This is a genomic window from Clostridium sp. FS41 (assembly GCF_000954015.1).
Lineage (GTDB): Bacteria > Bacillota > Clostridia > Lachnospirales > Lachnospiraceae > Enterocloster > Enterocloster citroniae.
This window is the reverse complement of sequence record NZ_JYHN01000054.1, coordinates 104,363-130,161: the sequence shown is the minus strand read 5'-3', so window position 1 is coordinate 130,161 and position 25,799 is coordinate 104,363. Positions and strand designations below refer to the sequence as shown.

Annotated in this window: 25 protein-coding genes; 24 read left to right on the top strand and 1 reads right to left on the bottom strand. The window is 49.4% G+C overall.

Annotation, left to right across the window (positions count from 1 at the left end):
- Positions 1–18 precede the first annotated feature (18 nt).
- The 23 genes from rimM (at position 19) to CLFS41_RS10010 (ending at position 21,660) form a co-directional block, all read left to right on the top strand.
- On the top strand, positions 19–531 hold the full coding sequence (gene rimM / locus CLFS41_RS10120; RefSeq protein WP_045092200.1) for a ribosome maturation factor RimM: 513 nt from the start codon (positions 19–21) through the stop codon (positions 529–531).
- 159 nt (positions 532–690) lie between these two features.
- Positions 691–2,730: a DNA mismatch repair endonuclease MutL gene (gene mutL, locus CLFS41_RS10115; RefSeq protein WP_045092199.1), complete on the top strand. Its 2,040-nt coding sequence runs from the start codon at positions 691–693 to the stop codon at positions 2,728–2,730.
- Between the two features lie 53 nt (positions 2,731–2,783).
- Entirely contained in the window at positions 2,784–3,740 is a 957-nt protein-coding gene (gene miaA, locus CLFS41_RS10110; RefSeq protein WP_040416839.1) for a tRNA (adenosine(37)-N6)-dimethylallyltransferase MiaA, read from the top strand.
- A 74-nt stretch (positions 3,741–3,814) separates the two neighbouring features.
- Positions 3,815–5,110, top strand: coding sequence for a methionine gamma-lyase family protein (locus CLFS41_RS10105; protein WP_007864889.1), 1,296 nt, complete (start codon positions 3,815–3,817; stop codon positions 5,108–5,110).
- 57 nt (positions 5,111–5,167) lie between these two features.
- Complete coding sequence (locus tag CLFS41_RS10100; protein WP_007864887.1) at positions 5,168–5,419, top strand: DUF4321 domain-containing protein; 252 nt, start codon at positions 5,168–5,170, stop codon at positions 5,417–5,419.
- A 53-nt stretch (positions 5,420–5,472) separates the two neighbouring features.
- Entirely contained in the window at positions 5,473–6,168 is a 696-nt protein-coding gene (radC, locus tag CLFS41_RS10095; RefSeq protein ID WP_040416777.1) for a DNA repair protein RadC, read from the top strand.
- Between the two features lie 14 nt (positions 6,169–6,182).
- Positions 6,183–7,028 carry a rod shape-determining protein MreC gene (gene mreC, locus CLFS41_RS10090; RefSeq protein WP_007864883.1) on the top strand — a complete coding sequence of 282 codons (846 nt, stop codon included), beginning with the start codon at positions 6,183–6,185 and terminating at the stop codon, positions 7,026–7,028.
- Positions 7,025–7,558: a rod shape-determining protein MreD gene (gene mreD, locus CLFS41_RS10085; RefSeq protein ID WP_007864882.1), complete on the top strand. Its 534-nt coding sequence runs from the start codon at positions 7,025–7,027 to the stop codon at positions 7,556–7,558. The genes mreC and mreD overlap by 4 nt, the downstream gene beginning before the upstream one ends.
- Positions 7,551–10,469 carry a penicillin-binding transpeptidase domain-containing protein gene (locus CLFS41_RS10080; RefSeq protein WP_045092198.1) on the top strand — a complete coding sequence of 973 codons (2,919 nt, stop codon included), beginning with the start codon at positions 7,551–7,553 and terminating at the stop codon, positions 10,467–10,469. The genes mreD and CLFS41_RS10080 overlap by 8 nt, the downstream gene beginning before the upstream one ends.
- 21 nt (positions 10,470–10,490) lie before the next feature.
- A complete protein-coding gene (locus CLFS41_RS10075; protein WP_007864878.1) occupies positions 10,491–11,159 on the top strand; it encodes a septum site-determining protein MinC in 669 nt (222 codons plus the stop codon).
- Positions 11,160–11,236: 77 nt separating this feature from the next.
- Positions 11,237–12,028: a septum site-determining protein MinD gene (minD, locus tag CLFS41_RS10070; protein WP_007864875.1), complete on the top strand. Its 792-nt coding sequence runs from the start codon at positions 11,237–11,239 to the stop codon at positions 12,026–12,028.
- A 16-nt stretch (positions 12,029–12,044) separates the two neighbouring features.
- Positions 12,045–12,326 carry a cell division topological specificity factor MinE gene (gene minE, locus CLFS41_RS10065; protein ID WP_007864872.1) on the top strand — a complete coding sequence of 94 codons (282 nt, stop codon included), beginning with the start codon at positions 12,045–12,047 and terminating at the stop codon, positions 12,324–12,326.
- Positions 12,327–13,448, top strand: a complete 1,122-nt coding sequence (locus tag CLFS41_RS10060; RefSeq protein ID WP_007864869.1) for an FtsW/RodA/SpoVE family cell cycle protein — start codon at positions 12,327–12,329, stop codon at positions 13,446–13,448.
- Between the two features lie 20 nt (positions 13,449–13,468).
- The gene (gene mgsA / locus CLFS41_RS10055) at positions 13,469–13,864 is read left to right on the top strand and encodes a methylglyoxal synthase (protein ID WP_007864855.1); all 396 of its coding nucleotides are present in this window, start codon (positions 13,469–13,471) and stop codon (positions 13,862–13,864) included.
- Positions 13,843–14,856 (top strand): D-alanyl-D-alanine carboxypeptidase family protein, encoded by a 1,014-nt coding sequence (locus tag CLFS41_RS10050; RefSeq protein ID WP_330583357.1) that lies wholly within the window; start codon positions 13,843–13,845, stop codon positions 14,854–14,856. The genes mgsA and CLFS41_RS10050 overlap by 22 nt, the downstream gene beginning before the upstream one ends.
- An 89-nt stretch (positions 14,857–14,945) precedes the next feature.
- Positions 14,946–15,365 carry a hypothetical protein gene (locus CLFS41_RS10045; RefSeq protein ID WP_007864849.1) on the top strand — a complete coding sequence of 140 codons (420 nt, stop codon included), beginning with the start codon at positions 14,946–14,948 and terminating at the stop codon, positions 15,363–15,365.
- Between the two features lie 136 nt (positions 15,366–15,501).
- Positions 15,502–16,899 carry an HlyD family efflux transporter periplasmic adaptor subunit gene (locus tag CLFS41_RS10040; protein ID WP_007864846.1) on the top strand — a complete coding sequence of 466 codons (1,398 nt, stop codon included), beginning with the start codon at positions 15,502–15,504 and terminating at the stop codon, positions 16,897–16,899.
- A gap of 32 nt (positions 16,900–16,931) precedes the next feature.
- Complete coding sequence (locus CLFS41_RS10035; protein WP_007864844.1) at positions 16,932–17,612, top strand: YggS family pyridoxal phosphate-dependent enzyme; 681 nt, start codon at positions 16,932–16,934, stop codon at positions 17,610–17,612.
- An 86-nt stretch (positions 17,613–17,698) separates the two neighbouring features.
- Entirely contained in the window at positions 17,699–18,208 is a 510-nt protein-coding gene (locus CLFS41_RS10030) for a cell division protein SepF (RefSeq protein ID WP_007864841.1), read from the top strand.
- Between the two features lie 95 nt (positions 18,209–18,303).
- On the top strand, positions 18,304–19,401 hold the full coding sequence (gene aroB, locus CLFS41_RS10025; protein WP_040416772.1) for a 3-dehydroquinate synthase: 1,098 nt from the start codon (positions 18,304–18,306) through the stop codon (positions 19,399–19,401).
- Complete coding sequence (gene lspA / locus CLFS41_RS10020; RefSeq protein ID WP_007864837.1) at positions 19,398–19,925, top strand: signal peptidase II; 528 nt, start codon at positions 19,398–19,400, stop codon at positions 19,923–19,925. Before aroB ends, lspA begins: the two co-directional genes overlap by 4 nt.
- 32 nt (positions 19,926–19,957) lie before the next feature.
- On the top strand, positions 19,958–20,842 hold the full coding sequence (locus CLFS41_RS10015) for an RluA family pseudouridine synthase (RefSeq protein ID WP_347468105.1): 885 nt from the start codon (positions 19,958–19,960) through the stop codon (positions 20,840–20,842).
- 179 nt (positions 20,843–21,021) lie between these two features.
- Positions 21,022–21,660, top strand: coding sequence for a cytidylate kinase-like family protein (locus CLFS41_RS10010; protein WP_007864832.1), 639 nt, complete (start codon positions 21,022–21,024; stop codon positions 21,658–21,660).
- An 80-nt stretch (positions 21,661–21,740) separates the two neighbouring features.
- On the opposite strand, the gene glmS is transcribed toward CLFS41_RS10010, so the two are convergent.
- Entirely contained in the window at positions 21,741–23,567 is a 1,827-nt protein-coding gene (glmS, locus tag CLFS41_RS10005; protein ID WP_045092195.1) for a glutamine--fructose-6-phosphate transaminase (isomerizing), read from the bottom strand.
- Positions 23,568–24,154: 587 nt separating this feature from the next.
- Here glmS and CLFS41_RS10000 point away from each other — a divergent pair.
- Positions 24,155–25,765 carry an NlpC/P60 family protein gene (locus CLFS41_RS10000; RefSeq protein WP_045092194.1) on the top strand — a complete coding sequence of 537 codons (1,611 nt, stop codon included), beginning with the start codon at positions 24,155–24,157 and terminating at the stop codon, positions 25,763–25,765.
- Positions 25,766–25,799: the final 34 nt, after the last annotated feature.

Here is a 25,799-nt window from a genome sequence, read left to right as displayed (position 1 = left end):
AGAAAGGTTATATATCATATGGAAGACATGCTCAGAGTAGGCGTTATCACATCTACCCATGGAGTGAGGGGAGAGGTAAAGGTATTTCCCACAACAGATGACCCCAAACGCTTTAACGAATTAAAAGAAGTTATACTTGACACAGGAAAAGAACAGATACCTCTTGAGATTGAACAGGTGAAGTATTTTAAAAACATGGTCATTCTCAAATTCAAGGGATATGACAATATAAATGATATCGAAAAATACAAATCCAAAGACCTGCTCATTACCAGGGACCATGCGGTGGAGCTGGGACCGGATGAATACTTTATCACAGACCTCATAGGGCTTCAGGTGCTTACAGAGGACGGGGAAGCCCTTGGCGGCCTGAAGGACGTACTGGAAACAGGCGCCAATGACGTGTATGTGGTAGAGATGAAAAACGGCAGGGAGCTGTTAATACCCGCCATCAAGGACTGCATCCTGGATGTGGATACGGAACAGGGGACCATGACTGTACATCTTCTGGAAGGTTTGATGGATTTGTAAAACGAAAGGCAGTGAAGTGGGTACGGGTCAGAAAGTTCACCCCTGCAAAAACGAATGATTAAGGAGCCGGCCCTCCAGTAACTTGGGGCCGGCGTTTTTAGGGTTACGTACACTACAAACCCATATAACATACAAAAGCATTGACGGAAAGGATACCATATGGCCAACATTACTGTATTAGATCAAAGCACCATTAACAAAATAGCGGCAGGAGAGGTAATCGAACGGCCGGCTTCCGTGGTAAAGGAACTTCTTGAAAATGCCATTGATGCCCAGGCCACTGCCGTGACCATAGAGATTAAGGACGGGGGCTGTTCCATGGTCCGGGTGACGGACAATGGCTGCGGTATCCCCAGGGACCAGATCGCCCTGGCCTTTCTGCGCCACGCCACCAGCAAGATCAGATCCGTGGAGGACCTTTTCACTGTTTCCTCCCTTGGTTTCAGAGGTGAGGCTCTTGCCAGCATTGCCGCAGTGGCCCAGGTAGAACTGATCTCAAAAACAAGCGACAGCCTGACAGGCTCGCGTTACCAAATTGAGGGAGGAGCGGAACGTGGGCTGGAGGAGATCGGAGCGCCGGAAGGAACCACCATCATTGCCCGCAATCTGTTCTATAACACCCCGGCCAGGAAAAAATTCCTAAAGACCCCCATGACAGAAGGGGCCCATGTGGCTGCCGTGGTGGAAAAGATCGCCCTGTCCCACCCTGATATCTCCATCCGTTTTATACAAAACAATCAGAACAAGCTCTACACCTCAGGAAACCATAATTTAAAAGACCTGATCTACACCGTGTTCGGACGTGAGATCACATCCAATCTTCTGGCCGTAAACGCCCAGGAGGGCGATATCCAAGTGTCTGGATTTATCGGAAAGCCGGTGATCGCCAGATCCAACCGCAACTATGAAAACTACTTTATCAACGGACGCTATATCCGCAGCAGCGTGATTTCAAAAGCCATAGAAGAGGCATATAAGCCCTTTATGATGCAGCACAAATATCCCTTCACCATGCTGCATTTTACCATACAGCAGGACACTCTGGACGTGAATGTCCACCCCACCAAGATGGAACTGCGCTTTTCTGACGGAGAAGCTGTCTACCGCGCAGTGGTCAAGGCGGTGGCGGATGCCCTGGCCCACAAGGAACTGATACCCGAGGTGAGCCTCGCCGAAAAAAAGGAGAAGGAGGCCGCGGACCTGGCCCAGCGGCTGTCACCCAGGCCCGAGCCGTTTGAGGTAAAAAGACGCGAGTCCATGAACCGCGCCGCCCAGCCCGCAGCCCAGGACAAGGCTTCCTCATCTGCCAGTTATGCCCGGACACCTCCGCCCAAGCCATCCTATGTGAATGAACTGATGCCGGAATGGCTGAAAGTGCGAAAACGGGAGCAGGAGGCTGCTGCCAATGCCATGAAGGATTCAAACGCCACTCAGAATACTGCCTCCACTTTTTCTGAGAAATCACAGGATATCAACAAAACAGACTCCACTTCAAACAAATATATTGGAGATAAACAGGATCAAGTCCCCACTTTAGCAGAAGATCAGTCCAATGCCCCGGCGCCAAAGGAGCCGGAGCAGCTGGACCTGTTTGACGGAAAGCTTTTGGATCCCAAGGCCAGACTGAGGCATAAACTCATTGGCCAGCTGTTTGACACCTACTGGATGGTGGAGTACAATGAGCAGCTTTTTATTATTGACCAGCACGCGGCCCATGAAAAGGTACTCTATGAAAAAACCATAAAGACCTTAAAAACAAGGCAATACGACACACAGATGGTGGAACCGCCTATTATCCTCACACTGAATATGAACGAGGAGGTCCTGTTAAGCAGATACATGAGTTATTTTACAGGAATGGGATTTGAGATAGAACCCTTTGGAGGCCGGGAATATGCAGTGCGCGGCGTTCCTGCCAACCTGTTTTCCATTGCCCAGAAGGAACTTTTGATCGAAATGATAGACGGGCTTTCCGATGATATCTCGGTGCACAATCCTGATATCATCTACGAGAGGGTGGCTTCCATGTCCTGTAAGGCTGCGGTCAAGGGCCATCACTCCCTGTCCGCCGCGGAGGCCAATGAACTTATTGACCAGCTGCTGCAGCTGGACAATCCCTACGCATGCCCCCACGGCAGGCCCACCATTATTTCCATGACAAAATATGAACTGGAAAAGAAGTTCAAGCGAATTGTGTAGACTGACAACGAAAGGAGCTGCGGAAAATGAAACAGCTGCAAATGAAACAGCCAATGAAACAGCCTCTCATTATTCTCACCGGTCCCACCGCTGTGGGGAAAACAGCCCTATCCATTCAGCTGGCCAAGGCCATTGGCGGGGAGATCATCAGCGCTGATTCCATGCAGGTGTACCGCCGCATGGATATCGGTTCAGCCAAGATCACGCCAGATGAGATGGATGGGATTCCCCATTATCTGATCGATGTGCTGGATCCGGACCAGGACTTTAACGTGGTTACATTTCAGCACTTGGCCAAAGAGGCGCTGACGGAAATCTACAGCCACGGACATGTGCCCATTGTTGCAGGAGGCACGGGCTTTTACATCCAGGCCCTCCTATATGATATCGACTTTCGGGAAAATGACGAAGCAAGCCCTGTCCGCAGTGAACTGGAAGCCCTGGCAGAAGAAGCAGGAGAGGCGGCGCCGGATCTTCTCCACAGCATGCTGCAGGAGGTGGATCCTGAGGCGGCCGGCCAGATCCATGCCAACAATTTAAAGCGTGTCATACGGGCCATAGAGTATTTCAGGATCACCGGGGAAAAGATATCCCTTCACAACGAGCAGGAACGTAAGAGGGAATCCCCCTATAACTTCCTATACTATGTAGTGAATACGGACCGTTCCCTGCTCTATGAACGCATTGACCGCAGAGTGGACCAGATGATGGAAAACGGTCTTATTGAAGAAGTAAACAAGCTCAGGGACTTGGGGTGCCGCCGTGGACAGACCTCCATGCAGGGACTTGGCTATAAAGAGATCCTGGATTACCTGGAAGGCCGCGTAAGCCTGGATGAGGCTGTGTATATACTAAAACGCGATACCAGACATTTTGCCAAGCGCCAGCTGACCTGGTTTAAGCGGGAGAGGGATGTGCGGTGGCTGAACCTGCCTGAATTTGAAAACAATACTTCCCGGCTGCTGGATCAGATAATAGAGGATTGCAGGGCGAAGGGGATTGTGATATAATGACAAACTGGCGCGGGAGAAAACGCTTATAAATAATAACAGCCGGATCAGACGGATTGGAGATAAGATATAAAATGGACATAAAAAGTTTACAAGGGATGTATAAGGAACTGGGCATCAGCCCCCAGGTAATGGAGTTTGGCAGGGAAGTGGAAGCCGGACTGAAGGAGCGGTTTGAAGGGATTGACGCCATTGCCGAGTATAACCAGATGAAGGTTATCAAGGGAATGCAGGATAACCGGGTCAGCGACATTCACTTTGCCGCGACCACCGGATACGGATACAATGACCTGGGCCGTGACACCCTGGAGGATGTATATGCCAGCGTATTTCATGGAGAAAGCGCACTGGTGCGCCCCCAGCTGATCAGCGGTACCCATGCGCTGCACGTGGCTTTATCAGGCAACCTCCGCCCCGGAGATGAGCTTTTATCCCCGGTGGGCAAACCATATGACACCCTGGAGGAAGTGATCGGCATCCGCGATTCCGTGGGATCCCTTAAGGAATACGGGGTGACCTACAGGCAGGTGGACCTTCTTGAGGACGGAAGCTTTGACTTTGCCGGGATCGCAAAGGCAATGAATCCCAGGACAAAGCTGGTAACCATCCAGCGTTCCAAAGGATATGCCACACGTCCCACCCTTTCCGTGGACAGGATCGGTGAACTGATCTCCTTTGTCAAAGAGATCAGGCCGGATGTGATCTGCATGGTAGATAACTGCTATGGAGAGTTTGTGGAGGAAAAAGAGCCTACGGATGTGGGAGCCGACATGATCGTGGGATCCCTGATCAAGAATCCGGGCGGAGGCCTGGCCCCCATCGGCGGCTATATTGTGGGAACAAAGGAATGTGTGGACAGGGCATCCTACCGTCTCAGCGCTCCCGGACTTGGAAAAGAGGTGGGCGCCAGCCTGGGGATCAACCAGCAGCTTTACCAGGGCCTGTTCCTTTCCCCCACGGTTGTTGCAGGCGCCTTAAAGGGCGCTGTATTTGCCGCCAATATCTATGAACGCCTGGGATTTCAGGTGGTTCCTGACAGCAATGAGTCCCGCCATGACATTATCCAGGCCATTACCTTTGGCACACCGGAAGGTGTCATTGCCTTCTGCAAGGGGATCCAGGCAGCCGCGCCCGTGGACAGCTATGTAACGCCGGAGCCATGGGATATGCCGGGATATGACAGCCAGGTCATTATGGCTGCCGGAGCGTTTGTCCAGGGATCCTCCATTGAGCTTTCCGCGGACGGTCCCATTAAGCCGCCCTATGCTGTATATTTCCAGGGAGGACTGACCTGGTACCATGCAAAGCTGGGAATCCTTAAATCTTTGCAGCAATTATTGGATGACGGTGTTTTGAAAATTTTAAGATGACACTTTAAAGGACTTATGGTAATATATACTAATTAGGTAGACCGGAGGACAAGGTACATGCATTACAAGAATTTCTGGATACTTTTGATCATGCTCCTGGCAGGTATTGTGCTGGGCGGCTTTATGGGACAGCTGGCCGAGGGGGTGCCCTGGCTTGAATGGCTGAATTTCGGACAATCCTTTGGACTGGATTCCCCGTTGGTCATCAATTTCGGGATTCTGGTCATCACCTTTGGACTTACCATCAAGATCACCATGGCCAGCATAATCGGAATCGCTGTGGCCCTGATCATTTACCGGTTTATTTAAACAGCTCTATTTTCTTAACTTTGTACTTGGAGAGGTGCGTAGTTAGGAGAGAGATGGAAAGAATAAGAATGAAGGATCTGCCCAGTATGGACCGTCCCTATGAAAAATGTCTTTGCCATGGCCCGGAGGGCCTGACAGATGCAGAGCTTCTGGCAGTTATCATACGCACAGGCAGCAGGGACCAGTCTTCCCTGGCCCTGTCAGAAAAGCTTCTGGCCCTTGGCAGTCCCGGTGACGGATTGCTGGGGCTTTTGCATCATTCCCTGAATGATTTTATGAAGATCAAAGGCGTGGGGAAAGTGAAGGGGGTACAGCTTTTATGTATCGGCGAGCTTTCCAGACGGATCTGGAAGAGAAGAGCCCGGGTCAATCCCATTTCCTTTGGGAACCCCCAGGAGATTTCCGATTATTATATGGAAGATATGCGCCACCTGGAGCAGGAGGAAATAAGGGTCATGTTCCTGAACACCAAACAGGTTCTGATCAAAGACCATCTTATTTCCAGGGGAACCGTGAACGCATCGGTCACCACTCCCCGTGAGATCCTCATAGAAGCGCTCCGCTGCTGCGCGGTGTCCATGGTGCTGGTGCACAATCATCCCAGCGGAGACCCGGCGCCAAGCAGAGCAGACCGGATGCTCACCGGGCGTGTAAAGGAAGCAGGAGCCCTGATCGGTATTACCCTTATCGACCATATCGTCATCGGAGACAGGTGTTACCTCAGTTTCCGCGAACAGAAAATATTGTAAGAGGAAGTTAATCCATGGAATCTAAACACAGCAAATATATACTTACGGGACTCACGGTACTGTGCGTGCTGATGATCTGCATCACCTCCCTGAAAGACGGTATCATGGAACCGCTGCGGACAGGAGTGGGATATTTCCTTATTCCCATCCAGTCCGGGGTCAATGCAGTGGGCACCGGAATCTATAACGAAATAAGGGATTACGGTTCGCTGAAGGATGCACTGGCGGAAAACGAAGAATTAAAAAGTCAGGTGGCCCAGCTCACAGAGGACAACAACCGTCTTCAGGCTGAGCAGTTTGAACTGGACCGCTTACGGCAGCTGTATGAGCTGGACCAGGAATATATGCAGTATGAGAAAATCGGAGCCAGGGTCATTGCCAGGGATTCAGAAAAATGGTTCCAGGTTTTCCGCATCAACAAAGGCTCCAAGGATGGAGTGGCTGTGGATATGAACGTGGTGGCTGACGGAGGACTGGTGGGGATCGTCACGGATGTGGGGGCTAATTATGCCACGGTCCGTTCCATTATTGATGATTCCAGCCGCGTGGGAGCCATGAAGCTGGATTCCTCCTATACCTGTATCGTGGCAGGGGATCTGACCCTGTACGAGGAGGGGAAGCTGAAGCTCACCGATTTTTCAAAGGATGCCCAGCTGCGGGACGGGGACCAGATTATCACCTCCAATATCAGTTCCAAGTTCCTGCCCGGAATCCTTATTGGGTATGCAACAGATGTAACCATTGACCCGGACCACCTGACCCAGTCAGGCTATCTGATTCCCATTGCGGATTTTGACAATCTGCAGGAGGTATTGATCATCACGGATATCAAAGATACAGGAGAGGCGGCTGCCCAGTGATTCATGCAAAGGTAAAACAGGTTCTTATCAATATATTGTTTATTGTGCTGGCATTTACGGTGCAGAACTGCGTATTCCCTTTACTTCCGTTTTTGTCCGCAACGCCTAATCTGCTTTTGATCCTCACATTCTCCTTTGGGTTTATCCATGGAAAGAATGCGGGGATGCTTTACGGCATTTTATCAGGACTGCTGTTAGACCTTTTTTACAGCGGCCCCTTTGGGTTCTATACCCTGATCTATATTTATATCGGATATGTGAACGGTATTTTCACCAAATATTACTATGAGGACTACATTACCCTGCCCCTGATCTTAAGTATTGTGAACGGGCTGTGGTACAGCATGTACGTTTATGTATTCCGTTTCCTGATACGGGGAAGGCTGAACCTTCCCTATTATTTCAGGAATATCATGCTGCCCGAGATCATTTTCACGGCGGTGACCACCCTTTTGATTTACCGGCTGTTCTTATCTGCCAGCAGACGCGTGGAAGATATAGGAAAAAGGAGAGACAAGAATCTTGTTTGAAGAACTTTTGGAGATCGTACAGGAATTTTTTAAAAAGCTGTTCAGTTCCAGGCTTTTTGCCCTTTCTGTCATATTTACCGTAATGTTTGCGGGCCTGGTGGGGAAACTGTTTCGGATGCAGATCCTGGACGGAAGCGACTACCAGGAAAAATATATGCAGAAGACGGAGAGAAGCGTGGATACCCCAGGCACCCGGGGTAAGATTTATGACTGCAACGGATATGAGCTGGCTTACAATGAACTGGCATATTCCGTAGTCATCCAGGACACGGGAGATTACTCCAGGCCTGCTGACCGCAATAAGATGCTGTACCGTCTTGTAACCATACTGGAACGGCGGGGAGAAACCGTGGAGGGCAAGTTTGAGGTGGCCATGGACCAGAACGGAGAGATGATCTTTACTTCCACCTCCGAGTCTGCCAAGACCAGGTTCCTCCTGAACTTTTACGGCCGTTCATCCAGCGCGGAGCTGGACGACCCCAAGGGGAAATATCCCAGGAATATCACGGCCAGGGAGGCATTTGAGACAAAAAAGCACAGCTATGAACTGGACAAGATGAAGGATGATAAGGGAAATGCCCTGATCCTTCCGGATAAGATCGCCCTTGACATGGTCAACATCATTTACACCATGAAACTGACCGAATACCAGAAATACGAGACCACCACGGTGGCTGTGGGCATCAGCAATGAAACCATGACCGAGATCAATGAAAACATTGCCGACTTAAAGGGTGTTTCCGTGGAACAGTCCTCTGTCCGCAAATACAACGACAGTCTGTTCTTTGCCCCCATCATTGGCTATACAGGCAAGGTCCAGGAAGACCAGCTGGACGAACTCAACGAACAGTGGCGCCACACCGATGAGGCCGCCGGGCTTCCCCAGGACTCTAAGAAATATGACCTGAACGATATTGTGGGGCGTACGGGGATTGAAAAATCCATGGAGCTGGAGCTTCAGGGTGAAAAGGGATACTCCAGGATGTATGTGGATAATATGGGACGCCCCCGTGAGATCATTGAAAAAACAGATGCCAAGGCTGGGGATGATGTCTATCTCACCATTGACAGGGACCTTCAGATCGCCACCTACAAGCTGATCGAACAGCAGCTGGCCGGTATCATCACCTACTGGCTGAGGAATGAGGACGTGGACCCGCTGACCACAGCGGACTCCTCCAAGAAAAAGATACCTGTAAAGGATGCGTATTATCAGCTGATCAACAACAATGTCCTGTCCCTTCCGGATATGGCCAGGGAGGATGCCTCGGACATTGAAAAGGAAATATACAGCACCTATGTGACATCCAGGGACCAGATCCTGACCAATATCCGCAACGAGCTTATGAGTGCACACGCCATGGCCATGAACGACCTGCCAAAGGATATGTCCACTTACATGAACTATATCTATACATTTTTGTCGGATTCTTCCATCGGTATCATCCAAAAGGACAGGATCGACCAGTCCTCGCCGGAGTATCAGGCATGGAAAGAGGGGAACATCAGCTTAAGGGATTATATCTACAGCGGAATTGCCGGCAGCTGGGTGGATACCACACGGCTGGATGTATCCAGCAAGTATTCCGATGCGGACGATATCTTTGGCCAGCTGGTGGATTATGTGATCGAGTCCCTGAAAACTGACAACAAGTTTACCAAGCGTATGTTCCGCTATCTTGTAAATGACGAGGTGATCACCGGCAACCAGCTGTGCCTGGCCCTCTTTTCACAGGGCGTGCTGGAGAACAATCCCCAGGAGATAGCGGCCCTCAGGACAGGAGACAGCACCTATGCGTTCCAGTTTATCCGGGAAAAGATCTCTAACCTGGACCTGACGCCGGCCCAGCTGGCCTTGGACCCCTGTACGGCCGGGGTCGTGGTCACGGATGTTCGGACAGGGGAGGTAAAAGCCCTTGTAACTTATCCCAGTTATGATAATAACCTGATGTCGGGCAGCGTGGATGCCGTGTACTTTGCCCAGCTCCAGGATGATATGTCCAAACCATTGTACAACAATGCCACCCAGGCCCAGAAGGCCCCGGGTTCCACATTTAAGCCCATCACTGCGGTGGCTGCCCTGGAGGAAGGTGTGATCGGACTTCAGGATACCGTTGAGTGTACCGGTATTTACGACCAGGTTTCCAATCCCATCAAGTGCTGGATTTATCCGGGACGGCATGGCGGCGAGAACATAGAGGAGGGCATACAGAACTCCTGTAACTATTTCTTTGCGGAACTGGCCCACAGGCTCTGTATCAAACCTGACGGCACCTATTCACCGGAGCAGGGACTGGATACCCTGCACAAATATGCGGCCATGTTTGGACTGGACCACACCTCGGGAGTGGAGATCCCGGAAAATGAACCTCAGATCTCCACGGAGGACCCTGAGCGTTCCGCCATGGGACAGGGCACCCATTCCTACACCAACGTGCAGCTGTCCCGCTATGTGGCGGCCATTGCCAACAGAGGGACCGTATTTGAACTGAGCCTTCTGGATAAGCTCACGGACTCCAACGGCAACCTGATCACGGATTACGCGCCCACTGCAAGTTCCCACATTGAGGCTTCGGACTCCACATGGAACGCGGTCCAGACCGGTATGCGCCGGGTGATCACGGACAGCTCTGCCAAGAGCATTTTCTCAGACCTCCCGGTGGAGGTTGCAGGCAAAACAGGTACTGCCCAGGAGGACAGGACCAGATCCAACCATGCCTTCTTTGTATCCTTTGCACCTTACAGCCATCCCGAGATTGCTGTTACAGTAAATATTCCTTACGGTTATGCAGGAACCAACGCGGCAACCCTTGGCAAAAAGGTGTATGAGTATTATTATAGATATACGACCCTGGATCAGATCCTTGATTCCGGAGCCTTAGGTGTATCAAATGTAAATATTGGTGACTAAACCAGCAAAAGAGGTGATTGTATGCACAATGCGGTAGTAATCAAAAGCAGTAAGGCGGGCATGACCGTGATCCTGGACCCGGACCTTCCCTTTGGCGAGTTAGTGGAAGCCATCGGGAAGAAATTCAGCGAAAGCGCCAGGTTCTGGGGTTCAGTCCAGATGACCCTTACATTGGAAGGGCGTATCCTTACTGCGGCGGAGGAATTCGAGATTGTTGATACGATTACGAGAAACTCACAGATCGAGGTGCTCTGTCTTCTGGACACGGATGCGGAGCGGATTGAACGTTGTGAGAAAGCACTGAATGATAAGCTGATGGAGCTGAGCTCCCAGACCGGGCAGTTTTACCGCGGAACACTGCGAAGGGGAGACTGCCTGGAATCAGAAGCCAGCATCATCATCATTGGCGATGTGGACCATGGGGCACGGGTGACTGCCAAAGGCAATGTCATTATCCTGGGTGATCTAAGGGGTACCGTGACAGCCGGAGTGGCGGGCAATCTGGACGCCGTGATCATGGCCTTTGAGATGGCGCCGCTGCAGATACGCATCAGCGATATCAGCAGCCGTTTCAATGAGCGGAACAAGCGTTTAGGAAGAGGACCGATGCTTGCTTTTGTGGAGAATGGAGAGATCCAGGTTCGCCCGCTCAAAAAAACATTCCTAAACAATATGTTAAATTTTGCTTAATGCCAAAAAAATACTGGTAAATTTACGAAATTTAATGTACAATAGGAAGGTAAAGTAATTTTCAGGAGGATTTCATTATGAGTGAGGTCATTGTGATTACTTCTGGAAAAGGCGGGGTAGGCAAAACGACTACTTCTGCCAATGTGGGAACAGGACTGGCTATACTGGGTAAACGTGTAGTGCTGATCGATACTGATATCGGCCTGCGCAACCTGGATGTGGTCATGGGACTGGAGAACCGCATTGTCTACAATCTTGTAGACGTGGTGGAAGGCAACTGCCGTATGAAGCAGGCCCTGATAAGAGACAAAAGATATCCAAACCTTTACTTGCTGCCATCTGCGCAGACAAGGGATAAGACTGCTGTGAACCCGGAGCAGATGATTAAGCTGGTGGACGACCTGAGGGAAGAGTTTGATTACATACTGCTTGATTGTCCGGCCGGTATCGAACAGGGATTTTACAACGCCATCGCCGGCGCGGACCGCGCCCTGGTGGTAACCACCCCCGAGGTATCCGCGATCCGCGATGCAGACCGTATCATTGGTCTTCTGGAACATGCGGAGCTGGATGAAGTGGATCTGATCGTCAACCGGATACGGTCTGACATGGTCCGGAGGGGGGACATGATGTCCCTTAGCGATGTGACGGACATTCTGGCAGTAAACATTATCGGAGCAGTTCCTGATGACGAGAATATCGTTGTATCGACCAACCAGGGAGAACCGTTAGTGGGTATGGGCTCCTCGGCCGGACAGGCTTACCTGGACATCTGCCGAAGGCTGTTGGGAGAGAGTGTTCCTATGACCAATCCCGGACAGGCTGAGACTATATTTGCCAGACTGCGCAGTATATTAAGGCGTGCTTAGAAGGGATGGTGTCAAGGTGAGATGGTTCTTAAGGTTTCACACCCGGCGTTCCGGAGAGACAGCTAAGATGCGGCTTAAGCTTTTGCTGGTATCCGACAAGGCAGGCTGCTCACCGGAGATGATACTGATGATAAAAAATGATGTGATTCACGTCATTTCAAAATATATGGAGATAGAAAAGGACAACGTCCAGATACAGATGGAAACAGACAGTCCTCTTTCCGGCAGCGGCCGGACCCTGCCTGTGCTTCATGCCAACATACCGATTCGTTCCATATCGAATAAGGGGCTATATTAGATGTTTTTGGATTATGATTTTAGACATTTTAACTTTCGGCTGATATTTTACATGATTGCGCTTAACGTCATCGGCATACTTGTCATAAGAAGTGCCACTAATCTGGACGCAGACGCAGTCAACAAGCAGCTGATGGGGGTCCTGGTGGGACTCGCAGTGGCTATAGGGTTGTCACTCATTGATTACCATAAGATATTAAATTTCAGCATAGCTATTTACGGCGTATGTATCGCCAGTCTGGTGGCTGTGCTGATATGGGGCAAAGTAGTCAACAATGCAAAACGCTGGATTGAAGTGCCGGTACTCGGCCAGTTACAACCATCGGAATTTGTAAAGATTGGCCTGATTGTGACTTTTTCCTGGTATTTCATGAAATATCAGGAAAAGATCAATCAGGTCAGTACTGTTGTGATTGCTGCCGTCCTGTTCGCAGCTCCGGCAGCACTCATATTTCAGCAGCCGAATCTGTCTACCTGTCTTGTGATCATGGTGATGATACTGGGAATTGTATTTGCCAGCGGCATCAGTTATAAGTGGATCATGGGAACCCTTGCTGTAACCATTCCCATGGTTGCTACGTTCATTTACCTGCTGCTCCATGGAATGATCCCTTTTATTAAGGAATATCAGGCAGGCCGTATCCTGGCATGGTTCTATCCGGATCAGTATGGTGAGGCCCGCTACCAGCAGAACAATTCCATTATTGCCATCGGCTCCGGTCAGTTAAAAGGCAAGGGGCTGTTTAATACTACGATTGCTTCTGTAAAAAATGGTAATTTCCTGTCAGAAGAGCAGACGGATTTCATTTTCGCCGTAATAGGTGAGGAGTTGGGATTCATAGGCTGTGTGATAGTGATCGTACTGTTTTTACTGATAGTATATGAATGTCTTATGTTGGCTGGCCGGGCAAGGGATCTATCCGGCAGGCTTCTGTGTGTGGGCATGGCAACGCTGATCGCGTTCCAGGCATTTGCCAACATTGCGGTTGCCACTGGTATCTTCCCTAACACGGGGCTTCCGCTTCCTTTTATCAGTTTTGGAAGCAGTTCCCTGATCAGTATCTTCATCGGTATGGGGCTGGTGCTGAACGTAGGACTTCAAAGAGAGACAAGACATTTCTAATCCAAGGAGGGTTATATAATATGACAATTGGTTTGATTGCACATGACGCAAAAAAGAAACTGATGCAGAATTTCTGCATCGCCTACAGGGGGATTCTCAGCAAGAACACCCTGTACGCCACAGGCACCACGGGAAGACTGATCGAGGAGGTTGCCAATCTGAATATCCACAAGTATCTTGCCGGCCATTTAGGCGGTATGCAGCAGATGGCTGCCCAGATTGAGCACAACGAGATGGATCTGGTCATCTTTTTAAGGGATCCCAACAATCCAAAACCTCATGAGCCGGATGTAAACAATGTGGTACGTCTGTGTGATATCTATAATATTCCCCTGGCCACCAACCTGGCATCCGCGGAGCTTTTGATCAAGGCTCTGGACAGAGGTGACATGGAATGGCGGGAGGTTGCCAGGTAATGACGGTTTGGGGCAGATTAAAAGGCAGAAGACGGGCATCTGCCCTTTTGTGTACGCTTTTTTTAGGTGTATCTGTCTGTGTAAGCGGATGTTCTGCCGGATATGAAGATGCCTATGTTCTGGAGGAGCGTATTCCGGCCCTGGATGAGGGAGCGGCGCCCGCGCGTTTTGCGGATGCGTTTGCATCCGACCTGTGCGTGGTTACGGACGAGAGCGGGTTTGATGCTGATTTTGCCACATCCGAGGCAGCGGCCCTGTTCGATATCAGCGACAGGAAAGTCCTGTACAGCAAAGAGGCATTTGAAAAGCTGTATCCGGCCAGCGTTACCAAGGTGATGACAGCATTGGTGGCAATCAAGGAAGGTGACCTGAATTCCCGCGTCCATGTGACGGAGGAGGCCGTGATCACAGAATCCGGCGCCACCCTGTGCGGTATAGAGCCGGGCGATACCCTGACATTGGAACAGCTGCTCTATGGGCTTATGCTTCCCTCCGGAAATGATGCGGGGGCAGCCATAGCAGTCCATATTGCGGGAAGTATTGATGCCTTTGCGGACATGATGAATGAGGAGGCTCTGCGCCTTGGCGCCACAGGCACCCATTTTGTCAATCCACACGGGCTGAATGACCCGGATCATTACACGACCGCATACGATCTGTATCTTATTTTCAACGAGGCGCTGAAGTATCCTGCATTTCGCCAGATTGTGGGTACTACGGCCTATACGGCCAATTACCACAATAAGAACAGCGAGCCTGTAACAAAAACCTGGAAGGGCGGAAACTGGTTCATGACAGGCGAGAGGGAGACGCCTGACGGCCTCAAAGTATTTGGGGGAAAAACAGGCACCACCAAGGCGGCAGGGTATTGCCTGATTATGGCTTCACGGGATGACTCTGACAAGGAGTATATATCGGTTGTATTGAAGGCGGACAGCCGTCCGCATCTTTATGACAATATGGCAAATATAATTTCTAAAATCGTCAAATAGTGATTGCGCTTTCTATGAAGTTATACTATAATTAGAGTAATCTTAATTGATTTTTTATACAACATATATAACTCAAGGAGGAGATTCGTATGGTTCAGATTATTGCAGGAAAAAAGGGTAAAGGCAAGACCAAACATCTGTTAGATATGGCCAATGCAGCAATCAAGGGGGCCAACGGCACTGTCGTATATCTGGATAAAAGTGCCCAGCATATGTATGAGTTAAATAATAAGATTCGTCTCATTAATGTCAATGAATTCCCAATTACAAACAATGAAGGATTTTTAGGTTTTATCTGCGGTATCATTTCCCAAGATCACGATTTGGAAACCATGTACCTGGATAGCTTTTTAAAGCTGTCATGCCTGGAGGGGGCTGACATATCCGATACATATATGACATTGAAAAATATCGGTGAAAAGTATCATGTAACTTTCGTACTGAGTATTTCCTTGGATGCAGAAGAGCTTCCGGAATGCGCCAAAGGTGATGTGATTATTTCATTGTAATGATACATTTTTTGTGATAAGATAGGTGACAGGAGTGATAGGGCTGCCTGCCGTGCCGGGACATACATGCCTGGTATGGCGGGCAGTTGTTTGTTATTTTTTATTCTTTGATTCAGAAAAGGAGTGGCCTTGTTCCATGGCTAAGAAGAACAAGAAGGTTGTCCGCTACAAGCGGCCTCTGAATATCAATGTGGGCATGATCATTTTTGCGATTATTTTCCTCTACCTGGTGTTCAGTGTATATACATATCTGAAAAGAGAAAAAATCCAGTTTTATGAAGTAGTTGACGGAGGCATTGTCAGCAACCGGATGTACACAGGGCTGATTCTCAGGGAGGAGCAGGTAAGGAATGCGGACCGTTCAGGCTACATTAATTATTATCTCAGGGAAGGCAAGCGGGCATCGGTGGGCAGCAGGATCTATTCCCTGGATGAAACCGGAAGTCTGGAAGAGCTGCTAAAGGACAATGCGGAGGCCGGCAATTCCCTGTCTGATGACAGTCTTTCTGACCTGAAAAAGCAGCTGACTTCCTTTGTACTGTCTTTCAGGGATCAGGACTTTTCTTCCATTTACGATGCAAGATATTCTCTGGAAGCTTCCGTCATGGAATATTCCAGTTTCAGCGCCCTGGATCAGCTGGACAAGCTGGCTCAGGAGTCCGGCGCAGTCTTTGAACAGGTACGGACCGATGTGTCCGGGGTTGTGTCTTATGGCTTTGACAATTATGAGACAGTGACCACCGCTGATATCGAAGCGGCCAGTTTTAACAGGGATACCTATGTAAAGACCCTTAATAAGTCAGGAAAGCTTATTGACAGCGGCTCCCCTGCCTATAAGATCATCACCTCTGAGAATTGGTCCATTGTTTTCCCCCTCACAGAGGAGGACGCTTCCCTATATTCGGATAAGACCACTTTGCGGGTTATCTTCAGGGATTACTCCATGAGCACACCGGCTTCCTATTCCACCTTTACCGGTAAGGACGGGGCCTCCTATGGCAAACTGGACTTCACCAAATATATGGAACAGTTTATATCAGACCGGTTTATTGATTTTGAGATCAAGACAGAACAGACGGACGGCCTTAAGATACCGGCCAGCGCTGTGACTGAAAAAAGCTTTTACCTGATCCCCATAGATTATATGACCCAGGGAGGCGATTCTTCAGAAAGCGGTTTTAATAAGGAAGTGTACACGGAAAACGGATCCTCTGTTGTGTTTGTGCCGACCACCATCTATTATTCAGATGATGAATTCTTCTATGTGGATATGAATGAGGAGGAAGGATTCAAGGCCGGGGATTACGTTGTCAAGCCATCGTCCTCTGAACGGTATCAGATCGGGCGCACGGCTTCCCTAAAAGGTGTTTACAACATAAATAAGGGCTATACAATTTTCAAACAAATTGATATACTGGATTCCAACAATGAATTTTATACCATAAGGCGGAATATGACCTATGGGTTGTCCGTTTATGACCATATTGTGCTGGATGCTTCCATGGTGGAAGAGGGACAGCTTCTGTATCAATAAGAAGGCTAAGGCCGGCAAGGAGGAACGAGTAAATGATAAAAGAAAATCTGGATCAGGTAAGGGAAACCATCAATGCAGCATGTATCAGGGCGGGCAGGAGACCGGAGGAAGTCACTCTGATCGCCGTGAGCAAGACAAAACCGGTTCCCATGCTGGAGGAGGCATATGCTGCAGGAACCAGGGACTTTGGAGAGAATAAGGTCCAGGAGATCCTGGCCAAGAAGCCGGAACTGCCCCAGGACATCCGCTGGCATATGATCGGCCATCTTCAGCGCAACAAGGTCAGCCAGGTGATCGGCAACGCGGTGATGATCCATTCCGTGGACTCCCTGCGCCTGGCCCGGCAGATTGAAGCGGAAGCAGCAAAAAAAGAGGTGGATGTGGACATTCTTCTGGAGGTCAATGTAGCCAGGGAGGAGAGCAAATACGGGTTCATGCTGGAGGAAGTTGAGGATGCCGTCATGGCCATAAAGGATTTTCCCCACGTGCACATAAAAGGACTTATGACAATTGCGCCATTTGTAGACAATCCAGAAGAAAATCGTGGAATTTTTAAAAAATTATTTGAATTTGCTGTTGACATAGGTAGGAAAAACATTGATAATGTTACTATGGGTGTGCTCTCAATGGGAATGACTGGGGATTATGAGGTTGCTGTTGAGGAAGGCGCAACCATGGTTAGGGTCGGTACCGGTATTTTCGGTATACGATAAGGTGTTTCCGCCAGTGAGCTGATTGCTGGAACCAGTGTCTGGACACGCTTAAGGGGACACTTCATATAGAGATTGGAGAGTGTAAGATGAGTCTGTTAGGTAAGTTAATGGATACCATGAGATTAAGTCCTGAAGAGGAAGATGATGATTACTACCTGGACGATGACTTTGAAGAGGAAGCTCCCCGCAAGGGGCTGTTTACAAAGAAAAGTACGGAATATGAAGATGAGGAAGAACAGGACAAGCCAAGATTTTTAGGAAGATCGAATCCCAAAGTAGTGCCCATGCGGCGCAGCATGGAAGTAACCATGATAAAGCCAACCTCTATGGAGGACTCCAGGGACATCTGTGATTATCTCCTGGCAGGCAAGGCAGTGGTACTTAATATGGAGGGTATACATACAGAGGTAGCTCAGAGGATCATTGATTTTACATCAGGGGCAACCTATTCCATGAACGGTAATCTTCAGAAGATATCCAACTATATCTTTATTGCAACTCCTGATTCCGTTGAACTATCCGGTGATTTCCAGGACATCCTGGCCGCAGGCGGCGCTATGGGAATGGATGTGTCAGGACTCAATATCCGTTTATAATGCATTTGGATGAGAAAGACGATATGGAAGTGAATGCGGCAGACCACGAGCGTCTGCCGATTTGTTGTTATAAGTACATAAAGGAGGAAACTGGTATGGCAGACAGAATGAACGTGTGCAGGGATGGACAGCCTATTTATGACATTGTAATGGACACATCCTTTTCACGACTAAAGGATGAGGCAATGGGCCTTTCCCTGAAAGACCATAAGATATGTATTGTGACGGATTCCAATGTGGCAAAGCTGTACCTGGAGGAGGTGACAGCCATCCTTTCAGAGTGCTGCAAAAAGGTCTCCGTGTATGTGTTTTCCGCCGGTGAGGAAAATAAAAACCTGGATACAGTCAAGAGACTGTATGAGCACCTGATCCTGGAACATTTTGACCGCAGGGATATGCTTGCCGCACTGGGAGGCGGTGTGGTTGGGGATCTGTGCGGTTTTGCTGCAGCCACTTACCTGAGAGGCGTGGGATTTTTCCAAATTCCCACAACTCTTTTATCCCAGGTGGATTCCAGCATCGGAGGTAAGACCGGTGTGGATTTTGACGCCTACAAAAACATGGTGGGAGCATTCCATATGCCACGTTTTGTGTACACCAACCTCAGTACCCTGCTGACGCTGTCCAATGAGCAGTTTTCCTCAGGCATGGGGGAAGTGATCAAACATGGTTTGATCAAGGATAAGGAGTATTACCAGTGGCTTAAGGACAACCGGGAGGGAATCGGGGCCCGGGATCTGACGCTGTGCCAGAAAATGGTCTTTGAGAGCAACCGCATCAAAAAGCAGGTGGTGGAAATGGATCCCACTGAGCAGGGAGAGCGGGCGCTTTTAAACTTTGGCCACACCCTGGGCCACGCGGTTGAGAAGTTAAAGGATTTTACCATGCTTCATGGCCACTGTGTGGGCCTTGGATGTATTGCAGCCGGATATATTTCCTATAAAAGGGGAATGATTACAGAGGAGGAGTTTAGGGATCTGAGGTCTGTCTTTGATGCTTACGGACTTCCCGTAACCGTGGACGGGCTCACCTGGGATGAGGTCCACACAGCTGCAAAAAGTGATAAAAAGATGGACGCCGGCGTGGTCAAGTTCATTCTTCTCCGGTCCATGGGGAATGCTTATGTGGACAGGACCGTGAGCAGTGACGAGATGAAAGAAGGATTTGACTGCATAGGAGGACATAAAGAATGACAAAACAGAAAAAGTCCATTCTGATCAGTTTTATGATCGGATTTGTGATTCTGGTGGGACTGGACCAATGGACTAAAGGACTGGTGGTCGCACATTTAAAGGGGCATACGCCCTTTGTGGTCTGGGATGGGGTTTTTGAATTTTATTACTCGGAAAACAGGGGAGCGGCCTTTGGCATGATGCAGGAAAAACAGCTTTTCTTTTTCCTGATCGCACTGTTGGTACTTGGCGCAGTGGCATATTTGATGGTGAAAATGCCCACTGACAGGAAATACCGTCCCATGTCCGTGTGTCTGATGATGGTTAGCGCCGGTGCGGTAGGCAATATGATCGACCGGATCAGCCAGGGTTACGTGGTGGATTTCCTGTATTTTAAGCTGATCAATTTCCCTATATTTAATGTGGCGGATTGTTATGTTACCATTGCGGCGGCCTGCCTTGTGATCCTTATCATGTTCTATTACAAGGACGAGGACATGGCTTGTTTTGCCATCAAAAAACACGGCAATGCCGAAAAGGAGTAAGCCACTTGAAACAGGAATTTTATCCAACGGACATGGAATCCGATATGAGGATCGATAAATATCTGTCTGAATCCTGCCCCGAATTAAGCCGTTCCTATATCCAGAAGCTGCTTAAATCAGGGCAGGTTCTGGTTAACAAAAAAGGCGTAAAGGCCAGCTATGTGGTGTCTGAGGATGACCATATCGAGCTGGAGGTCCCCGCGGCCGTGGAGCCGGAGATTGAGGCCGAGGCCATGGACCTGGATATCCTTTATGAAGACCAGGACATCATTCTGATTAACAAGCCCAAAGGCATGGTGGTCCATCCGGCTGCCGGCCATTACAGCCATACCCTGGTCAATGGCCTCATGTACCACTGCAAAGACCAGCTTTCGGGTATAAACGGGGTTATGAGACCGGGAATCGTCCACAGGATCGATATGGATACCACAGGCGTGCTCATTGCCTGTAAGAATGATATGGCGCACAATTCCATTGCCGCCCAGCTCAAGGAACATTCCATCACCAGACGGTATCAGGCCATTGTCCATGGTGTCATAAAAGAGGAGGAGGGGACCGTGGTTGCCCCCATTGGGCGCCACCAGACCGAGCGCAAGAAAATGTGCATCAACTACAGCAATGGACGCGGCGCCATTACCCACTATCGGGTATTACAGCGTTTTAGCCAGTTTACCTATGTGGAATGCCGCCTGGAGACAGGACGGACCCACCAGATCCGAGTGCATATGGCCAGCCTTCACCATCCACTGCTGGGTGACCATGTTTACGGCCCGGCCAAATGCCCGGTCCCCGGATTGACCGGGCAGACCCTTCACGCCGGAATCCTGGGAATCGTGCATCCACGCACAGAGGAGTACATGGAATTCACAGCCCCCCTGCCAGAATACTTTGATAAACTGCTCCGGACTTTGCGATAAAAGCATATTTATAAGAGACAGTATAAGACAAGTTGTCACTTTTGTCGAAATCCTTTGGGTTATTTTATATCTTTTTGTACATTTCTATATACTTTTCTGAATTTTTGAGTTATAATACTTAATAGATAAAATATGATACATTCATAACATGACATAGAGAGCAGAAAGGGGAATGTAGAATGACAAATAATCTTATTATCACAATTGGCAGACAGTGTGGAAGCGGAGGCAAATTAATCGGCGAGATGCTGGCCGAGAAGATGGGGATTAAGTGTTACGACAAGGAACTGTTATCCATGGCAGCAAAGCACAGCGGACTTTGCGAAGAACTGTTTGAAAAGCACGATGAAAGACCCACCAGCAGTTTCCTGTACTCCCTGGTAATGGATTCTTATTCCATGGGATACACGGCTTCCGGATATTCCGACATGCCTATTAACCATAAGATATTCCTTGCGCAGTTTGATACCATCAAGAAGCTGGCAGAGGAAGCCTCCTGCGTAATCGTTGGACGGTGCGCGGATTATGCACTGGAGGATTACCCCAATGTAGTCAGCGTGTTCATCACAGGAGATGACAAGGATAAGCTGAAACGCCTTCAGGAGCTTTATAAGGTGGATGAATCCAAGGCAAAGGATATTATGATCAAAACAGATAAGCAGCGTTCCAGCTACTATAATTATTACTCCAATAAGAAGTGGAGCGACCCGCGCAGCTATGACCTGTGCCTTAACAGCAGCGTCACCGGGCCGGAAGGTGCGGTGGACGTGATCATGAATTTCGCAAAGGTAAAACAGCAGTACAAAAAACAGCAGTAAAGCCCGTAATTAAAACAGCCGCCCGCCAGTTGATTTTGGCGGGCGGCGGCTTTGTTTTCGGCGGTTTTGTTTTCAGCTTTTTATTCCACTGTCACTGATTTTGCCAAATTGCGGGGCTGATCCACATCCAGGTTCTTGCCAATGGATGCATAGTAGGCAATGAGCTGAAGGGCAACGGCTATGGGGAACACGGTGAACCGGTCCTCAAGGTCAGGTATCCTAAGTTCCACATCCGACACCCCATCCTCTATGGCTGCCTGCTCCTTGGCCAGGAGGATGACATAGGCTCCTCTTGCCTTAACTTCCCTGATATTCGAGATGGTTTTGGCAAATACGTGATCCTGGGTGGCAATGGCAATAACCGGGACATTGTCATAGATCAGTGCAATGGTTCCGTGCTTTAGCTCCCCGGCAGCGTATGCCTCTGCGTGAATGTATGATATTTCCTTCAGCTTGAGGGCGCCTTCCAGGGAAAACGCATAGTCCAGCCCTCTGCCGATAAAGAAGGTATCCCTCTCACGGATCAGATGGCGTACAAAGGACTTAATATGGGAGGACTGGCCGATCATGGATTCCATGGCCGGGATCACCGCCAGCAGATCCTCCATAAATTCCTTTGCATCCGCCTCACTGCATCGTTCTCTTGAAAGGGCCATGCGGCAGCAGAGCATATATAATGCAGCCAGCTGGACGGAATAGGCCTTGGTGCTGGCCACAGCGATCTCAGGGCCGGCATGGGTGTAAAGCACATGGTCGCTTTCCCTGGCAATGGTTGATCCCTTTACATTGACAATGGACAGCGTGCGGGAGCCCAGGGACTTTGCCAGTCTCATGGCTGCCAGGGTATCGATGGTCTCACCGGATTGGGAGATTACGATCACCAGTGTGTTTTTATCTATAAGGGGATCCTCATATCGAAATTCTGAGGCAATGGACACGGTAACAGGAATCCTGAGCAGCGGTTCCATCAGCGCTTTTGCCACCATACCTGCATGCATGGCCGTTCCGCAGGCAATGATGCGGATCTGGCCGCAGTCTGTAAATAATTCATCCGGGATCCCATCTGACGTAAAATCAGGAAGTCCTCCCGCCAGACGGGGAAGGATGGTATTCTTTAACGCTTCCGGCTGTTCATGGATCTCCTTCAGCATAAAATGGGGAAATCCATTTTTCATGGCAGCATCCATATTCCAGTTCACTTCCAGCATTTCAGGCTGTATCCTGGCACAGTCCATATCATATACCCGGATCTTGTAAGGGGTCAGGCGCAGGATATGATGTTCGGGAACCACAAAATACTCCTTTGTAAAAGAGATAAGGGCAGTGAGATCCGAGGCCACCATTGCCCCTGACTGCGTGTAGGAGGCCACCAGCGGGCTGACGCTGCGCACCGCATATATTTCCCCGGGCCGGTCGTCAAAAAGGATACAAAAGCCGTAGGAGCCCTCCAGCTTTTTTACGAACGTCCCAATGGCGATCAGGGGATCATGGCTGTATTCCTCGTACACTGCATCAAGTACCCAGGCAGCCACCTCACTGTCGGTCTGGGACACCAGTCTGTCCCGGATTCCATATTCTTCTGTCAGCTGATGATAATTTTCAATGATACCGTTGTGGATCAGGGTCACCCGCCCGGCGCGGTGGGGATGGGCGTTTTCATCTGTGACACCTCCATGGGTTGCCCATCGTGTATGGCCGATTCCGCAGTGGGATATATCCCCTGTCTTTTTAACACACTCCCTGAGAGCAGCCACCTTTCCTACCTTTTTGATGACCTTTACCTGTGAGGCCGTATTAAAATAGGCAATTCCGGCGCTGTCGTAACCTCGGTACTCCAGCCCCGACAGTCCATTTAAAAGCAGATCCTTGGCCTCAAGAGGGCCTGTATATCCAATAATCCCGCACATAATTTTTACCTCTCTTTTTTCCACCACATGGATGCTCTAAAAATGGCCATAAAAAATAAGCTGTCACTGTATGCCAGATTTTTAACAATGCCAGTTGTGGGGGTTTTTATTTGATTTTTCCATTGATCCCTGTCCGGTTATACCGCTTCTGTTTTGCAGTTACCCGCATATTTAACGGTATATCACACGCCCGGACCGCATGGGAGAGTATCCGCCGAATGTTTCGATTATCTCTCCTCCTCGTTAACCTTCTCACCGGCAGCAGCTGTTCTGCTGTTCACGTTCCCGGTAAAAGGTGCATGGCGCTTAGCTTTGCTATTGGATTCTATTCCTCCTTAAATAGAATGAAAATATTATATCTCACTCTATTTTATGCGTCAACCATATTTTGGGTGAGGTCCCATTATTAATGATTACTTAAGAGATTTGTTCTGTTTTTTCCCCAGGCATTGTGTTATAATGGGGAGCGATATAAGCGCAGTATTACTGACACTGCCGGGATTACTCTTTATGTGCAGGGACACTTGTTCCCTTATCCGCTGAGAGTAGGATAACCCCATAAGACGATACCCATAGGATAAACTAAGATGAACCATGATAAGAACCATGATCTGATCCAGACAGCCCGCAAGCTGTATCAAACTTATAAACATCACATACTGAAAGGAACCGTCCTGATCCTGGTCTTAAGTACAGGCTGTTACATATCATACAGGGCAGGGCAGCATTCACAGAGGCCTTCAGACCAGGTTTCAGCTGCCCCTGACGGGGAAATGAAAGACAGTGCGGTCCAGGAGATGCTTAAGGGAGAGCCTTCTTTTGCTTTTCCGCCTTATGCTTCTTATTCTGAGGCCACCCCTGCCAATGCAGAGATTATGAGTCCCTATATCCTAAACCTGGCTTATCTGTATGAAGGGACTGAGGATGCCGCCGATGCCACCTACAGTTATGCAGGCCGCCTATACAGCATGCTTTCAAGCATGGACGCCAGGTGGTCCTCGGGACTTTATGACCTGTACAGCTATACGCCGGAGCGGCTGTCTGCCCAGATGGGTCTGCCGGTCCAGGCTGTCACTGCCGCATCAGGAGTCATACCGCAATTTAAAAATATCAGCATGAGTTTTCTGGATGGAGACGGACAGGCAACCAGCCGTACATCCAATGCCCGCGATATCATTTCCATGGCAAATACGCTTTATTATCACGGTGTTTTAAGCAGTATGGACCAGCTGGAGGAATACGCGGCAAACATGTGGAACAATTCCCATCAATATTCACTGCAGATGGGTGACATCTACTACTGTGACGGCAGCTGCCTGAAAGAGGCTGCAGCCATAACCGGGCAGACGGAAGCCCCTGCTGACGGACAGACACCCCCTGCCGCAGCTTCCGTCAGCGGTGAAAAACGGGTGGGCCCCGGTGAAACAGCTGTCTCTACAGCTACGGAATCGGAACCTTCCCTGGCCTCTGAATCCTCCTGTCCCGGACATATAGACCTTTCCATCACCATAGTGGTGACAGGTGCGTCTGAGTCAAATGGACTGTTTCCGGCGGATTCTTATGCATCTGCTTCATCCGCTGAAGTCTCATCCTCATGGAAAGGGTGGGATGAGTCCGCTATGGAAGGGGTCAGGACATTGATCGCTCAGGACTGGTATGAGGAATATGGCCTGAATACCACGGATCTTTTCCTGCGAAATCCCCTGACCTCTGGGGAGATCGATCTATATATGAGCATGGTTCCTGAGAACACCAGCCAGATGAAACGGGATTTTGTAAAATATGCGCTTACCTCGGTTGGAAAAGTCCCCTATTACTGGGGCGGGAAACCATCTTCTCCCGGATATACAGGGAACAATTTCGGTTCCATTGTCACGCCGGACGAGGACGGGCGATTCCTTAAGGGCCTGGACTGTTCGGGCTGGATCAACTGGCTATACTGGTCCGTATCAGGACGCGGTCTGGGCGCGGAGAGCACCGGCACCTTGATTTCCAGCGGAACAGCCGTCACAAAGGAACAGCTGGTTCCCGGGGATATCTGCATACGCACCGGACCCCAGGCCCATGTGGTCATATTCCTTGGCTGGGCAGCGGACGGTCAGATGCTGTGCATCCAGGAGACAAGCGGAAACATCAATAATGTGGAGGTTGGCATCACCACGGGAGAATGGCAGAGCTACCGGCGCATTATAGAATAGATAATACCATGTTACAGCATTTTAAATTAAATGA